The sequence below is a fragment of the Aromatoleum anaerobium genome (assembly GCF_012910705.2).
Classification (GTDB): Bacteria; Pseudomonadota; Gammaproteobacteria; order Burkholderiales; family Rhodocyclaceae; genus Aromatoleum; species Aromatoleum anaerobium.
This window is the reverse complement of the sequence record NZ_WTVG02000035.1, coordinates 138,433-152,537: the sequence shown is the minus strand read 5'-3', so window position 1 is coordinate 152,537 and position 14,105 is coordinate 138,433. Positions and strand designations below refer to the sequence as shown.

The window sequence follows — 14,105 nt, the reverse complement described above, 5'->3', positions numbered from 1 at the left end:
CGCAGCGGCGTTATCCGCCGGATGGCAAGGGGATTGGCATCGGTCATGCAGCGGAAGTACCCTGCGGCGGAAGGCGCCTGCGGCCAGGCCAGGCTGAGCGATGAGGAGTTCGTCGTCTTCGAGCAGATTTTTGGGTCTCGGCCCAGCCACCGCAGGCTACCGGAATGCTCGCCGTGGGCTGGGCGGCGAGGCGCTCGGCCTGCAGCACCGCCCGTCGGCTCAGCCGCTGGTCGCCCAGGTCGAGGATCTCGAACTCTTCGGCAGCCCAGCGCGTGGGCGTGATCCGATCGAAAAATCACGATGTTACGGGATGACCTTCATGTTGCGTGTAATGGAATGCGCCTGGCCAGGGCCGGCGTGGCTGCTACATTGGAAAGCGGGGGCTTTCGATACTCACGAGGAGGAAGAGACATGAAGACCCTGATCCGCCACGCCCTTTGCGCCAGTTTTTTCACCAGCCTCGGCCTGGCTGCCGCCGCCTTCGCGCAGGACGCGACAGTGACGATCAGTTCGCCGGCCGACGGCGCCAAGCTCGCCGCGACGGCGCCGATCGAGATCGTCTATGACGCGACGCCGGGGCCGCGCGGCGACCACACCCACCTCTATGTGGACGGGGACGAGGCGGCGGTGCTGCGTCAGCTGAAGGGCAGCCACAAGCTGGAGCCGCTCGCCAGCGGCATGCACGAGCTGTGCATCAAGGTGGTGAACAAGAACCACACGCCGATCGGTGTCGACAAGTGCGTCAAGGTCGACGTGCAGTGAGAGCCGCCGGGGTGGCGGTCGATCTGCAGAACCTCGCTTATGCGTTGGTGCAGCTGGTGCATAACTTCGGGGCGGTCGCCGTCACCGGCAGCGCGGCGGCGGCATGGTGGGCAGACGGGCGGCCGCCTGCGCCGCGCGGCCTTGCGTGGCTCGCGCTCGCCGGCTGGGCGCTGCAGGCGGCGAGCGGCGCCGGCTTCGGCGCCGTGAGTTATGCCTGGTACGGTCGCTTTCCGGAACTGCACGGCATCGCGGTCGCGGCACTCGTCGTGAAGATGGTCTGCGCGGCGAGCGGCTTCCTGCTCGCCGCCGCCTATCTGCGCTTCGCCCACCGCTGGCAGGAGCGGCGTCGCCGGGACGCATGGCGCGCGCTGTTCGCCCTCGCCGCGGCCGCGCTGTCGGCGGCGGCCTTTCTGCGCTGGTTCGCCTGAGTGCGGCCCCCGCAGCGGAGCGATCAGCACTCGCGCCGCCCGCCGTCGCGCTGCGCTTTTCCGCCCGCTCGCTGGCCGTACTCAAGGGGAAAGTCAGTCACGGGCTGGGTGAGGCCATTTGCCCGAGTGCATTCAAATCAATAGAATGCATGCATCGAATGCAAAGCGAGGTAGTGAAGATGGCGATGTTGACCGTTCGCAACATTCCGGAGGCGGTGCACCGGGCCCTGCGCATGCGTGCCGCCCGGCATGGTCACAGCATGGAGGCTGAGGTGCGTGAGATTCTGGAGTCCGCCGTCAGCCCGCAAGGCCGCGTGAAGCTGGGCTCGCTGCTGGCCGACATGGGCCGCCAAGCCAGGCTGAGCGATGAGGAGTTCGCCGTCTTCGAGCAGGTGCGCGACAAGATCCCTTCTCGTCCGGTGAGCTTCGAATGATCCTGCTGGACACCAATGTGGTGTCGGAGCCGCTGCGCCACGCGCCCGAAGTCCGCGTGATCGAGTGGATCGACGTCCAGCCGCTGGAAACGCTGTTTTTGTCCGCCATCACCGTCGCGGAATTGCGCGCGGGGGTGGCGCTGCTGCCTGCTGGCAAGCGGCGCTCGGGCTTGCAGGAAAACCTGGAAAAGCGCGTGCTGCCGCTGTTCGCCGGCCGCGTGCTGCCCTTTGACCTGGCCTGCACGCGAGCCTATGCGGAGCTGATGGCCAAGGCACGAACAGCCGGGCTCGCCATTGCCACCGCCGACGGCTACATCGCGGCGATCGCTGCCGCCAACGGTTTCGCGGTCGCCACACGGAACACCAGCCCCTTCGAGGCCGCCGGCGCGGCGGTCATCAACCCTTGGCAGGCATGAGAGCTCGTGTCCCTTGGGGGTAGAGCAAACGTCGCTTGACATCAGCCGCCACTTCGCAGACGGAAAACATCAGCGGCAAGGTTTCCAGCCATCGAGCCTATCCGACAGGGTTTCCGCGTAGATTTTTGCTCTTCAAGGCGACCGCTTCACTTGGCGATCCCCAGGAACACGGCCAGGCAACGCTCGACCTCCACCATCGCATCCGCATCAATGCGGCCGAAGGCTTGCCCTAGCTTGGCGCGTTTCACGGTCATCGCCTTGTCCGCCATCACCTGCGAAGGCTTCTGCAGGCCGTTCTCCGGGCTCGGTTGGACAGTGATGCGAAACAGCGGCGCAGCGACCAGCGTGCTTGTTACCGGCAGCACCGTGACGGTGGCGTGCTCGCTAAACGAGTCGGCTTGAATCACCAGGGCGGGTCTTGGCTTGCCAAAGTCGCCTTGCATGGCGACAGTCACGAGGTCGCCCCGCATCATTCCGTCCAGCCGTCAACGTCAGCCAAGACTTCATCCATGAAGTGCTGCAGGTCCAGGTCGGCCATGTCCACTTCGGCAGCAAGACGGCTCTGGCGGCGGCATTCCTCTGCGAAGTCTGGCCGTCGCGTATCCGGCACCCAGATCTGCACCGGACGAAGCCCGGCCCTGCGCAACGCGTCGCGGTGTTTTTGAACGCGGGCATTTACGGGCGTGTTTGCCATGTGAAGCGTCCTTTATCTGTTACATACGACAATATAGTCGCTGCCATCGTTACATGCAACACGCCTCGGGTAAATGGCGTCGAGACAGGCATGCGGCGGAAGGCGGTCATCAACCCTTGGCAGGCATGAGCGCTCGTGTCCCTTGAGGGTGGAACAAGCATCGTGTCGCTGAGACCAGTATGCTAAACATACAGCAGGCCCGCGCCGACGGCGCACAAGACGCCGAGATTGCCACCACCTCGCGGCACCGGCCAATATGCATCGCGTGGCGCCGCACGGGCGGGAATCGAACCCGGGAGACTTCGACATGATGCTGTCCCGCCTCACGCTCGGCGTCGCGATCCTCGCCGCCCTGGTGCTGTTCATGTCCGGTTCGGGCACGCGCTTCGGGCTGTGGCCGTTTCCGACCGGCTTCCTGCTGCTGAAATGGGCCGCGTATTTCGGGCTCGCGGCGGCCGCGGTTGCGCTCGTCGGCCTGCTCGCGCCGAAGCTGCGCGCCGGGCAGGGACGCTGGTTCGCCGCTGCGCTCATGCTCGGCCTCGCCGTCGCGGCCGTGCCGGCCTACTGGTTGCAGGCGGCCGGCAAGGTGCCGCCGATTCACGACCTCAGCACGGACCTCGACAATCCGCCGGCTTTCGCCGCGGTGTTGGCGCAGCGGGGCGACGCGTCGAATCCGCCCGAGCATGGCGGCCCGGCGGTTGCCGAGGCGCAGCGCCGCGCCTATCCGGATATCCGGCCGCTGGTGCTGCCGCTGCCGCCCGAGGAAGCGTTCGCGTCGGCGCTGCGGACGGCACGCGCGATGGGTTGGGAGATCGTCGCGCAGGATGCCGCGGCGGGGCGGATCGAAGCGACGGCAACGACGCTGTGGTTCGGCTTCAGGGACGATGTCGTCGTGCGCGTCGCGCCGGCGGACGGCGGCAGCCGCGTCGACGTCCGCTCGGCGTCACGCGTCGGCGTCAGTGACGTCGGTGCCAACGCGAAGCGGATCCGTGCCTATCTGGCGAAGCTCGCGGACTCCGCCGCTTGATGTTCAGCAGCCGGAGAGGCACTTTGCGTCGGCGTCGAACGTCATCGTCCGGCCGCTCAGCGGCAGGTGCATCGGTGCTGTCAGGGCCTTGCCGAACTGCGCGGTGCGCGTCTCCGGCAGCAACTGGCCGTCGCGCGTCGCCGCCTCGTTCGCGTGCGACGCGATCACCGCGTTCGGCTTGACCATTTCGTTGATGACATAAGCCGCTTCGGCCGGGCCTGTCGTGAAGGTGCCGCCGATGTTGATCACCGCAAGCTTGGCGTTGTAGAAGCGCCGCACGACGAGATCCTGCTCGGCCGTCACGCCGGTATCGCCGGACAGGTACGCGACGAGGCCGTTCGAGAACTTCAGCACGTAGCCGCCGGGCGGGCCGACGTAAGCGGTCAGTCCGGCGGCTTTCAGCGCTTCGGCATGGCCGTCGTCGAGAAACGCCGGGTCGAGGCCGTTGCTGTGCACCGCCGGCACGCTGGCAATGGCGACTCCGCCGACTTTTGCGCTGCCGCCGAAGCGCAGCAGCTGGACCTGCTTCGGGTCGCCGCCCGCGGCCTTGACACGGGCCGCGAGAAAGCCGTGCATCTCGCCGCCGACGATCAGTTTCGCTTTCTTGCCGACGGCGATGTTCACCGTGTTGGAATTCGGCGTCACCTTCACCGAGGCATCCGGTTTGCCGCATTCCCCCGCGTTCGCCGCCGGCGTGTGGGCGTCGCCGAGATGGTCGCCATGCACGTGCGTCAGCAGCACCGCGTCGATCTGCCCGAGCCGCGGGTCGTCCGCGCCGCGCACGGTGCGCCCGGGGTCGTAGAGGACGCGGGTGCCGTCAGGGTCCTCGAACACCATCGCGCGGTCGAACGCGCAGAATTCGCCGTCGTGGCTTCCGAGCGGAGTGATCCTGACGGTTGCGTCAGTCGCAGCAGGCGTGGCCGCAGTGGCCGGGGCGGCCGCCGCGATTGCTGCGATTGCTGCGATTGCTGCGATTGCTGCGATTGCTGCGATTGCGAGCGCGAAAGCTGTCGTTTTCATTCTTTTCCCTCCGTGAGGGGCGGTCGGCAGCACGATTCCACCCGATCAGGCGCCGTCAACGCCGGAAAACCTTTCCGAAGCTTAGACCACCGTCCGGCATCCGGCCCGTCGGGGCGGCGCAAGCGCGAACGGGGCGGAGGTCGCCGGATCGTGCGTTCCGGGCGCAACAGGGATGAAACAAAGGCTTGCGGGCAACCGCGGCGATCGCGGTTATCGTCGGGCGTCCCGGCAACGTGCGAGCAATTCGCCGGCATCGCCATCACAGGGAGAAATCGCCGATGAGAGCACGAAAATCCGGCTGGGTCGGCGTGTGGTTCGATTTTGCCCGGACGAGCGCCCGCGCGTCGGGAAAGATCAGCCGGGCGGCCGGCAAGGCGGCGGCAAAGCGCGCCGCACCGGCGCTGCGCAAGGCCGCGACGCAGCTATTGACCGGCGTCGCGACGCCGACCCCGCCTCCCGCGACGCGCGGCGGCGGACGTTGGGAGGTCGGCCGCTGGGGGCTCGGGCCGATGGCGATGCGTCGCTACCGCCTGTACCTGCCGCCGGGCATCCGCCGGCCGCTGCCGCTCGTCGTGCTGTTGCACGGCTGCGGTCAGGATTCGGCGAGTTTCGCGGCGACGACACGCGCCGCGGCGAACGCCCGCGCCGGGGGCTACGCGGTGCTGTTGCCCGAGCAGGCCTCCGAGGCGAACCCGAACCGCTGCTGGAACTGGTTCGGGCGCGAGCCGGTCGTGGCGACGGAGGCTGCGATCCTGAAAGCCATCGTCGATCACGTCTGCGACGCCCATCCGTTGCGGTCCGACCGGGTGTTCGCGCTCGGCCTGTCGGCGGGGGGTGCGATGGCGCTGACGCTCGCGCTGCGCTATCCGGCGCTTTTCGCCGCCGTCGGCACCCACTCCGGCGCCGTGCCGCACAGCGCGTCGTCGGCGCTGCAGGCCGGGCACGCGATGCGGGGCCGGCGTTCGCCCGAACTGGCGGGGCTGCGCCAGCGGCTCGCGGGGCGCCGCCTGCCGCCACTGGTCGTCATCCACGGCGACGCCGATCGCAGCGTTGCATGGGCGAACGCCGAGGAATCGGTTGCGCTTTGGCTCGGGCTGATGGCGCCGGTCGTCGCCTCGGCGGGGATATCCCGCACGGCACGGCGCGGGGCGCGGCATCCGTATGCGGTGACTGACTGGAAGCGCGGCCGCCGCGCATATGTGCGGATGATCCGCGTCGCGGGGCTCGGCCATGCGTGGAGCGGCGGGGCATCGAAGCAGGCTTTCTCCGATCCGCAGGGGCCTGACGCGCTGAAGCTCTGCTGGCGTTTTTTTGAGGCGTGTGTCGCGTAACGCAGCGGCGGATGCACGCCGGCCATGCCGGGCCCGGGCGAGCGGCCTAAGGAGCGTGGCGTTTTTCGGGGCGACGGCGCGGCGGGCCGTTCGCCGCGTCGACATGTGGGCGGTGATACACCGGTGTCGCGCTCACCACGCCGGGGATTTCCCGTATCCAGCCGACCAGTTCCAGAGTGTCGGAGAAGCGCGTGCAGTCGCTGATCACGGCGAGTCTGCCTGCCGCCGGGTTGATCGTGCAGATGTCGAGCTCGGGCACCGCTGCGATTGTCCGGGCAACCTCCGCGGTCCGTTCGGGCTGCGTCTCGACGAGGATTCCCGGGACATGGGCCGGGGAATCCTCGGCAACCAGGGGTGAAGAACCCTCCGCCGCGGAGACGTGCCGTGCGCCGAAGCTCCTGAAAAGGAAGTGGAGCGCGACCGGCAGCAGCGCGAGCGCCGGGTCGACGACGATGCCGAGAAAAGCGCCCGCCAGCGCGAGAAGAATCAGGCGCGGGAGCTGATGCTGCCTCTTCCATTGGGAACTCGATCGTGCATCCATTGCCATCGCTCCAGGACAGGGCCTGCTGTGCAGAAACGGAAGGTGGCGGCGATGCTCATTGCATGCCTCGGGTTGGCCGGCGCGCCAGTTTTCAACGCTCCCTGTGCATTCGCGGGTTTACCGTGGGCCAGTACGGCGTCCCGCGGGAAGCCGTGTGAGGAATACTGCGTAATGGGTGTTCTCTATGTCAACAACAAGTAGATTCATCCGGTGACGGAATGCCGTGGAGGGTGCATCGGGGCAGATCCCGCGGCTGCAATCACGCTGCGGGCGGGTTCAAAAAACGCTTCTCCCCCTTTCGCCGGAGCTGCACGGCGATAGGAGCATGCCTGCCCTTTTGCACCTTTGATCGGCGCGCGTCCGCAGGATTCCTCAATCCGCCGTTTCTTCGGCAGGCGGTTCCACGCCACCGCTGCGCACGACCCCCGGCAAGGCATCGGGACTGCGGCGCTCCTCGGGGAGCTTCGCAATGCCGGCGAGGTCCGGCAGGCGGTGCGCGATGCCGACATGGCAGTCGATGCAGGTGCGCGTGCCGCTCGCAAGCGAAGTCGAATGCGCGCGGGTTGCGCGCGGGCTCTGGCGCGTGAAGTCCATGTACTCGAACTTGTGGCAGTTGCGGCATTCGAGCGAGTCGTTCGCCTTCAGCCGCTTCCATTCGTTCGACGCGAGCTGCAGGCGCAGCGCCTCGAACTTTTCCGCCGTGTCGATCGTGCCGAAGAGCTTGCCCCAGACTTCTTTCGAGGCCTGCATCTTGCGCGCGATCTTCGACGTCCAGCGATGCGGCACGTGGCAGTCCGGGCAGGTCGCGCGCACGCCGCTGCGGTTCGTGAAGTGGATCGTGCCCTGCAGCTCCTGGTAGACGTTGTCGTGCATCTCGTGGCAGCTGATGCAGAACGCTTCGGTGTTCGTCGCTTCGAGGGCCGTGTTGAACGCGCCCCAGAACATGACGCCGCCGATGAAGCCGCCGATCGTCAGGAAGCCGAGGCTGTAATGGACCGCAGGGCGCCGGATCACCTGCCAGTAACGGCGCAGCAGGCCGATCATCGCTGCCCCGGCTCGCGCGGCGACGCAGGCGCCGGCCCGCCCGGCGGGACCGACGGTGAACCGCTGCGGCGCAGCATCGTTTCGACGTCGACGAAGCGGCTGTCGACGAGCGGATTCACCGGCGCCTGCGGGACGTGGCACTGCAGGCAGAAGTAGCGTCGCGGCGACAGCTCGGCGAGGAAGTTGCCGTCACGGTCCTGGAAGTGCGTGACGCTGATCATCGGCGCCTGGCTTTGCTCGGTGCGCGTGCGGGCATGGCAGAACATGCAGCGGTTCGCGTTGCGGTCGAGCTGGTAGCCTTCGATCTTGTGCGGCACCACCGGCGGCTGCATCGCGTACGCGCGCGAGCGGCGCACGTCGCTGTTGTCCGGGTTGGTGAGCGGCGGCGGGGTGGCCTCCTCGGGGATCGGCACGTTGCCGCGCATGCGGTCGTAATGGCCGGGCAGGTCGGAAGGCACCGGCCGCTGCGCGAGCGTGGCGGCCGGCGCGAAGCCGAGGGCGGCGCACAGGACGACGAGGCTGACAGGACGCATCACAGGAAGGGCGCGCATTGCGTTCTCCTACGCCTTGCGGATGTTGATCGCGCATTTCTTGAAGTCGGTTTGCAGCGAGATCGGGCAGGTCGCGTCGAGCGTCACCTTGTTGATCAGCTGGCTGGCGTCGAACCACGGCACGAACACGAGGCCGGGCGGGGGCTTGTCACGCCCGCGCGTCTCGACGCGGGTCTTCATCGCGCCGCGCCGCGACACCAGTTCGACCGCGTCGCCGCGCCGCAGCCCGAGCCGGCGCGCGTCCTCCGGGTGCATGAAGCACACCGCGTTCGGTACCGCACGATGCAGCTCGGGCACGCGCCGCGTCATCGAACCGGAATGCCAGTGTTCCAGCACGCGGCCGGTGCATAGCCAGAACGGATAGTCGCTGTCGGGCTCCTCGGCGGCGGGTTCGTACGGCAGCGCGTAGAGGACCGCCTTGCCGTCCGCGTGGCCGTAGAAGCGCACCCCTTCGCCCGCCTTGACGTACGGATCGTAGCCTTCGCGGTAGCGCCAGCGCGTCTCGCGGCCGTTGACGACCGGCCAGCGCAGCCCGCGCGCCTCGTGATACATATCGAACGGCGCAAGGTCGTGGCCGTGGCCGCGGCCGAATTCGGCGTATTCCTCGAACAGGCCTTTCTGGATGTAGAAGCCGAAAGCCTCGGCTTCGTCGTTCAGGTAGCCGGGCTCGATCTGCGAGTTCGGAAAACGGTCGACGCTGCCGTTGCGAAAGAGCAGGTCGAACAGCGTCTTGTCGCGCCAGGCCGGGGCCTGGTCGAGCAGTTCCTTCGGCCACACTTCGCTGACGCGGAAGCGCTTCGAGAATTCGGCCAGCTGCCACAGATCCGAGCGCGCCTGCCCCGGCGCCTTGACGAGCTGGTGCCAGAACTGCGTGCGTCGTTCGGCGTTGCCGTACGCGCCTTCCTTTTCGACCCACATCGCGGTCGGCAGCACGAGGTCGGCGGCGAGCGTCGTCACGGTCGGGTAGGCGTCCGAGACGACGATGAAATTCGCCGGGTTGCGATAACCGGGATACCCCTCCTCCATGATGTTCGGCGTTGCCTGCATGTTGTTGTTGCACATCACCCAGTACGCGTTGAGCTTGCCGTCCTTGAGCATGCGGTTCTGCAGCACCGCGTGGTAGCCCGGCTTGTCCGGAATCGTGCCCGGCGGCAGCTTCCAGATGCGCTCGGCGCTCTTGCGGTGCTCGGGGTTCGTCACGAGCATGTCGGCCGGCAGGCGGTGCGAGAACGTGCCGACCTCGCGCGCCGTGCCGCAGGCCGACGGCTGGCCGGTGAGCGAGAACGGGCCGTTGCCCGGCGCCGAGATCTTGCCGGTCAGCAGATGCAGGTTGTAGAGCAGGTTGCTGCACCAGGTGCCGCGCGTGTGCTGGTTGAAACCCATCGTGAAGAACGACACGAGCTTCACTGCCGGGTCGGCGTACAGCTGCGCGAGCCGTTCGAGGCGCTCGCGCGGCACGTGCGACAGCTCGGCGACCGTGTCGAGGTCGTAGCGGCTGACGAAGGCCGCGTACTCGTCGAACGTGATCGGCTTGCCGCCACCGGGGTCGCCGATATTCTTCCCCTTCTGCAGCGGGTGTTCGGGCCGCAGCCCGTAGCCGATGTCGGTGTTGCCGAGCATGAAGCGCGTGTGCCGGTTCACGAAGTCGCGATTCACGTGGCCGCTGCGGATGATGTGGTGCGCGATGTAATTGAGGATCGCCAGGTCCGTCTGCGGCCGGAAAGTCAGGGCGACATCGGCGAGGTCGTAGCAGCGATGCTCGAACACCGACAGCACTGCGACTTTCACGTGCGGCGCCGACAGCCGGCGGTCGGTGACGCGGGTCCACAGGATCGGGTGCATCTCGGCCATGTTCGAACCCCACAGCACGAAGGCGTCGGCCTGCTCGATGTCGTCGTAGCAGCCCATCGGCTCGTCCATGCCGAAGGTGCGCATGAAGCCGGCCACGGCGGACGCCATGCAGTGGCGCGCGTTCGGGTCGAGGTTGTTGGTGCGGAATCCGGCTTTCATCAGCTTCAGCGCGGCGTAGCCTTCCCAGATCGTCCATTGCCCCGAGCCGAACATCCCGACCGCGCTCGGCCCTTTGTCGCGCAGCGTCTTCTTGAACTGCTCGGCCATGACGTCGAAGGCGCGCTCCCACGACACCGGCTGCAGCTCGCCGTTCTTGTCGTACTGCCCGTTCGTCTGGCGCAGCAGCGGCTCGGTGAGGCGGTCCGCGCCGTACATGATCTTCGACAGGAAATAGCCTTTCACGCAGTTGATGCCACGGTTCACCTCGGCGTTGATGTCGCCGTGCGTCGCGACCACCTGGCCGTCCTTGACTGCGACATTGACGCCGCAGCCGACGCCGCAGAAACGGCACGGCGCCTTGTCCCACTTCAGCTGCGTCAGCAGCCGGTCGGTGACGACGTTCTGGCCGAACGCGTCGGGCGGGATTCCCGCCGCGACGGCGGTCGCGGCAGCGGCCGAGTGCTTAATGAACTCCCGGCGGGTCAGTTTCATCGGACACCTCCTCTTCCATCGCGCCGGCACTTTCGGCGTGCTGATAGACCAGCGCGACGTTCAGCACGCCGGGCAGGGCACGGATGCAGTCGATCAGCGCGAGCGTCCCGGCGGCGCTCGCGCATTCGCTGACGACGACCAGCCGGCCCGCCGCGACGGCCGGAACGTCGAGCCCCGGCAGCGCGCGGATCGCCTCGGTGACGCTCGCGACGCGCTCGGCGCGCGCCTGCACGAGAATTCCGGCGATGTGCACTTCAGGCATCGCGGGGACTTCGGGTATCGCAGCTTGCGGGGGCACGACACTAGGCCGTCGGCAGCCGGCCGGACAGCAGCTGGTACATCCAGACGAGGAAACCGTAGCCGCCGACGACGATGACGGCGAGCACCGGCGCGGTCACGACGGCGAGGAACAGGAAGCTGCGCAGCTCTTCCTGCCGCGTCGAAGGCGGAGGAGCCGACGCAGGGGGTTGCGACACAGGCGACACAGGCATGACGGTCTCCGGTAGCCGGTAACGGGATTCGTCTACGACGGCGAATCTTGCTTCAGCAATCGGCGGACCCGGGGCCGCCTGCCGGTTCCCGCGGCCGCTGCCGTCGGTGATCGCCCCGGAGCGGTAGAAACTGCAAAAAGACTGCAAGAAACCGGTAAGTTTTTCAGCCGGGCAGGCGCAGGATTCAGGAGCTGGGGGGATCCACCCGCGCGCCTTTTTCGGCCAGCAGCGCGCGAAGAATCGAGCGATGGCAGTGCGACTCGTCGGCGCAATAGCAGCCGACGGAAAAGTTCGCGTGGTGCGACAGCGCGGCGAGCACGTCGAGCGAACGGCTGTTCTCGGGTGTCACCATCTCGGCGCGGTAGTGCCTGGCAAAAGCCTGCCAGTCGGCGGGCGTGCTGGCGTGTTGCGCCATCTTCATCGTCGCCACGCTCGGCGCGAGGTTCGGATACCAGACGTCGTACCAGTCGCGCGATGCGAACTCGGCTTTCGGTACGCCGCGCGGAGGCCGGCGCACAGTCCCGATGCGCAACCCTTCGTCTGCGGCGCGCGGCGTACCGAGCCGCACGATACGAACGACCATCGCTGCCTCCTCGTATGTTGCCGCGGGACTGTCGCCGGTGGCGCGGCCTGTGGCGAGCTTCACAGTTCCTTATAGACGAGCCTGACTTGGTCGGCACCATGCACCCGTTCGAGGCGACGCACGATGAAGTGGCCGCGGGCCATGTCCTGGAAGTGGTCGATGAACAAGGTGTTGATCAGCGCCCCGCCGAGCGCGCCGACGACCGGCACCGCCTGTGCCGCGACTTTCTGCGACACGGTGATCGAAAAACGCGACGCGACCTGGGTGATGAGCTGCACGATCGCCGGCGCGCCACGGGCGATCGCGCCCTGCTGCGCGGCGTATCGTGCGGCCTCCGACACGGCTTTCGCCATCGCCGCGCGCGCCGCGAAGTATCCCGTCTCCGCGGCGTCGTCATGACCGGATTTCCCGCCCAGCGCCAGCACCTGGACGCACTGCAGGCGCGCTTCGGCCGAGCCGAGGTCTTCGCCCTCGCTGCGCGCGATCTCGGCGATCGAGCGCAGCATGATCGTCGTCGACAGCGGCAGCTCGATCGCCAGCGCCGCGAGGCCGAATGCGCCGCCCGCCGCGCCGGTCGTCCCCACCGCGAGCTTGTGCCAGCGGTTCGACGTCGTCTCGGCCCGTTCGGGGTCCAGTGTGCGCAATGCGACGTCGAGCGCGGCCTCGATCGCCTTGCGCGTGGCGTTCATCACCGCCGCGTTCCAGCTCTTCGGCAGCATTCCGAAGCCGCGCTCGATCGGTGACCCGACGACGTCGCTGATGCGCGCGGCCAGCCCGGGGTTCTCGAGCAGCGCGCGCGCGCGGCGCAGGTCTTCGATGTCTGCAGCGGTCAGTCCCATGCGTGGCTCCGGTATCGAACGTCAGAGGTGCGGCGGGGAAGACGGTTCCCTCCCGGACCTCCGCGCGGGCGCCGCGCGTTGCGTCGGTCTGCGCGGCGGTTTATCTTCGCAGGCTTTGCTGTTTCCCGATACGAGCCCGAGGATGCCGATGAAACCCGTGCAACCACCCCGCCGCGGAAGCGTCCGCGCCGGCGCTGCGGACTGCCGCGCATGAGCGTGCAGCTCGAACTCGGCCTGCGTGACGTCGCCGCGCTCGGCCAGGTGTTCACGCCGGAGCCGGTCGTGCAGGCGATGCTCGCGCTGCGGCGCAATCGCGGCCGCGTGCTCGAGCCGGCGTGCGGCGACGGCGCGTTCCTGCGCCACCTGCCCGGCGCGGTGGGCATCGAGTTCGATCGCGCACACTGTCCGCCGGGCGCGCTGAACGAGGATTTCTTCGCCTATCCGGTCGCCGAGCGCTTCGACACCATCATCGGCAATCCGCCCTACGTGCGCTTCCAGGACATTCCGCCGGCGACGCGACAGCTGCTGCACGCGGAACATTTCGACGGGCGCTCGAACCTGTACCTGTTCTTCATCGAGAAGTGCGTGCGCCATCTTGCGCCGGGCGGCGAGCTGATCTTCATCACGCCGCGCGACTTCCTCAAGGGAACCTCCGCCGTGAAGCTCAACCGGCTGCTGTTCGCCGCCGGCACGATCACCGAGGCGATCGAACTGGGCGACGCGCGGGTGTTCGACGACGCGGTGCCGAACTGCCTGGTCTGGCGCTTCGAGAAGGACTGCTTCGCGCGCGGCATGCGCTACGCGCAGATCGGCGTCGCCGACCGCCTTGCCGCGGCCCTCGCCGCGCCGCGCTGGGAGGTCCGCCACCTCATCGAATGCGCCGGGCACCTGATGTTCGCGCGCGGCGACTATCCATTGCGGCTCTCGAACGTCGCGTTCGTCAAGGTCGGCGCAGTGTCGGGCGCGGACGACCTGTACGCCGGCGCGGCGGGTGCGAACCGCGATTTCGTCTGCTCGGCGACGGTCAGGACCGGCGAGACGCGCCGCATGCTGTGGATCGCGCCGGGTGAACCGCCCCCGCCGGCGCTGCTCGCGCACAAGACGCGGCTGATCGCGCGCCGCGTCCAGCCTTTCGACGAGTCGAACTGGTGGCACTGGGGGCGCGGCTACCATCAGTCGGAGCAGCCGCGCGTGTACGTCAATGGCCGCACGCGCACGCCACGGCCGTTCTTCCTGCACGAATGCCGCCATTACGACGGCGCGGTGCTGGCGGTTTTCCCGCGCCGCGCGGACATCGATATCGCGGCTTTCCGCGATGCGCTGAACGACGTCGACTGGGCCGATCTGGGCTTCGTCTGCGATGGCCGCTTCCTCTTTTCGCAGCGCAGCCTCGAGAACGCGCCGCTGCCGGAGCACTTCCGGGCCTTCGCCGCGGTCTGAGT

At 67.9% G+C, this 14,105-nt stretch carries 19 protein-coding genes; 7 read left to right on the top strand and 12 right to left on the bottom strand.

Going from position 1 to position 14,105, the window contains the following annotated elements; all coding sequences use genetic code 11:
- Window positions 1–43: 43 nt before the first annotated feature.
- The gene (locus GO606_RS22070) at window positions 44–283 is read right to left on the bottom strand and encodes an IS4/Tn5 family transposase DNA-binding protein (protein WP_425532185.1); all 240 of its coding nucleotides are present in this window, start codon (window positions 281–283) and stop codon (window positions 44–46) included.
- Window positions 284–411: 128 nt separating this feature from the next.
- On the opposite strand from GO606_RS22070, the gene GO606_RS03895 reads away from it, so the two are divergent.
- The 4 genes from GO606_RS03895 to GO606_RS03880 all read left to right on the top strand — a co-directional run bounded on the left by GO606_RS03895 (window position 412) and on the right by GO606_RS03880 (window position 2,040).
- Window positions 412–762 carry a hypothetical protein gene (locus GO606_RS03895; protein ID WP_169118843.1) on the top strand — a complete coding sequence of 117 codons (351 nt, stop codon included), beginning with the start codon at window positions 412–414 and terminating at the stop codon, window positions 760–762.
- A complete protein-coding gene (locus GO606_RS03890) occupies window positions 759–1,190 on the top strand; it encodes a hypothetical protein (protein ID WP_246979349.1) in 432 nt (143 codons plus the stop codon). The genes GO606_RS03895 and GO606_RS03890 overlap by 4 nt, the downstream gene beginning before the upstream one ends.
- 179 nt (window positions 1,191–1,369) lie before the next feature.
- A complete protein-coding gene (locus GO606_RS03885; RefSeq protein WP_169118858.1) occupies window positions 1,370–1,624 on the top strand; it encodes a FitA-like ribbon-helix-helix domain-containing protein in 255 nt (84 codons plus the stop codon).
- The gene (locus GO606_RS03880) at window positions 1,621–2,040 is read left to right on the top strand and encodes a type II toxin-antitoxin system VapC family toxin (RefSeq protein ID WP_169118844.1); all 420 of its coding nucleotides are present in this window, start codon (window positions 1,621–1,623) and stop codon (window positions 2,038–2,040) included. Before GO606_RS03885 ends, GO606_RS03880 begins: the two co-directional genes overlap by 4 nt.
- Window positions 2,041–2,186: 146 nt before the next feature.
- Here GO606_RS03880 and GO606_RS03875 read toward each other — a convergent pair whose 3' ends face one another.
- Window positions 2,187–2,495 carry a type II toxin-antitoxin system PemK/MazF family toxin gene (locus GO606_RS03875; protein ID WP_246979347.1) on the bottom strand — a complete coding sequence of 103 codons (309 nt, stop codon included), beginning with the start codon at window positions 2,493–2,495 and terminating at the stop codon, window positions 2,187–2,189.
- Between the two features lie 14 nt (window positions 2,496–2,509).
- Entirely contained in the window at window positions 2,510–2,734 is a 225-nt protein-coding gene (locus GO606_RS03870) for an antitoxin MazE family protein (protein ID WP_169118845.1), read from the bottom strand.
- A gap of 307 nt (window positions 2,735–3,041) precedes the next feature.
- Between GO606_RS03870 and GO606_RS03865 the strand changes: the two genes are divergently transcribed.
- Window positions 3,042–3,761, top strand: coding sequence for a DUF1499 domain-containing protein (locus tag GO606_RS03865; protein WP_169118846.1), 720 nt, complete (start codon window positions 3,042–3,044; stop codon window positions 3,759–3,761).
- Between the two features lie 3 nt (window positions 3,762–3,764).
- Here the strand turns inward: GO606_RS03865 and GO606_RS03860 are convergent, their stop codons facing one another.
- The gene (locus tag GO606_RS03860; protein WP_246979346.1) at window positions 3,765–4,781 is read right to left on the bottom strand and encodes an MBL fold metallo-hydrolase; all 1,017 of its coding nucleotides are present in this window, start codon (window positions 4,779–4,781) and stop codon (window positions 3,765–3,767) included.
- 278 nt (window positions 4,782–5,059) lie between these two features.
- Here GO606_RS03860 and GO606_RS03855 point away from each other — a divergent pair, with 278 nt between their 5' ends.
- Window positions 5,060–6,112: an extracellular catalytic domain type 1 short-chain-length polyhydroxyalkanoate depolymerase gene (locus tag GO606_RS03855; protein ID WP_169118847.1), complete on the top strand. Its 1,053-nt coding sequence runs from the start codon at window positions 5,060–5,062 to the stop codon at window positions 6,110–6,112.
- Between the two features lie 46 nt (window positions 6,113–6,158).
- On the opposite strand, the gene GO606_RS03850 is transcribed toward GO606_RS03855, so the two are convergent.
- From GO606_RS03850 to GO606_RS03815, 8 genes are all read right to left on the bottom strand, one after another.
- Complete coding sequence (locus GO606_RS03850; RefSeq protein ID WP_169118848.1) at window positions 6,159–6,653, bottom strand: chaperone NapD; 495 nt, start codon at window positions 6,651–6,653, stop codon at window positions 6,159–6,161.
- Between the two features lie 372 nt (window positions 6,654–7,025).
- Complete coding sequence (locus GO606_RS03845; RefSeq protein WP_169118849.1) at window positions 7,026–7,697, bottom strand: cytochrome c3 family protein; 672 nt, start codon at window positions 7,695–7,697, stop codon at window positions 7,026–7,028.
- Window positions 7,694–8,248 (bottom strand): nitrate reductase cytochrome c-type subunit, encoded by a 555-nt coding sequence (locus tag GO606_RS03840; protein ID WP_246979344.1) that lies wholly within the window; start codon window positions 8,246–8,248, stop codon window positions 7,694–7,696. Before GO606_RS03840 ends, GO606_RS03845 begins: the two co-directional genes overlap by 4 nt.
- A 9-nt stretch (window positions 8,249–8,257) precedes the next feature.
- The gene (napA, locus tag GO606_RS03835; protein ID WP_169118850.1) at window positions 8,258–10,750 is read right to left on the bottom strand and encodes a periplasmic nitrate reductase subunit alpha; all 2,493 of its coding nucleotides are present in this window, start codon (window positions 10,748–10,750) and stop codon (window positions 8,258–8,260) included.
- Complete coding sequence (locus GO606_RS03830; RefSeq protein ID WP_169118851.1) at window positions 10,722–11,012, bottom strand: chaperone NapD; 291 nt, start codon at window positions 11,010–11,012, stop codon at window positions 10,722–10,724. The genes napA and GO606_RS03830 overlap by 29 nt, the downstream gene beginning before the upstream one ends.
- A gap of 40 nt (window positions 11,013–11,052) precedes the next feature.
- Complete coding sequence (gene napE, locus GO606_RS03825) at window positions 11,053–11,241, bottom strand: periplasmic nitrate reductase, NapE protein (protein WP_169118852.1); 189 nt, start codon at window positions 11,239–11,241, stop codon at window positions 11,053–11,055.
- 184 nt (window positions 11,242–11,425) lie between these two features.
- Window positions 11,426–11,824, bottom strand: a complete 399-nt coding sequence (locus GO606_RS03820) for a DUF488 domain-containing protein (protein ID WP_169118853.1) — start codon at window positions 11,822–11,824, stop codon at window positions 11,426–11,428.
- Between the two features lie 59 nt (window positions 11,825–11,883).
- Entirely contained in the window at window positions 11,884–12,663 is a 780-nt protein-coding gene (locus tag GO606_RS03815) for an EcsC family protein (protein WP_169118854.1), read from the bottom strand.
- A 210-nt stretch (window positions 12,664–12,873) separates the two neighbouring features.
- Between GO606_RS03815 and GO606_RS03810 the strand changes: the two genes are divergently transcribed.
- Window positions 12,874–14,103: an Eco57I restriction-modification methylase domain-containing protein gene (locus tag GO606_RS03810; RefSeq protein ID WP_246979342.1), complete on the top strand. Its 1,230-nt coding sequence runs from the start codon at window positions 12,874–12,876 to the stop codon at window positions 14,101–14,103.
- Window positions 14,104–14,105 lie beyond the last annotated feature (2 nt).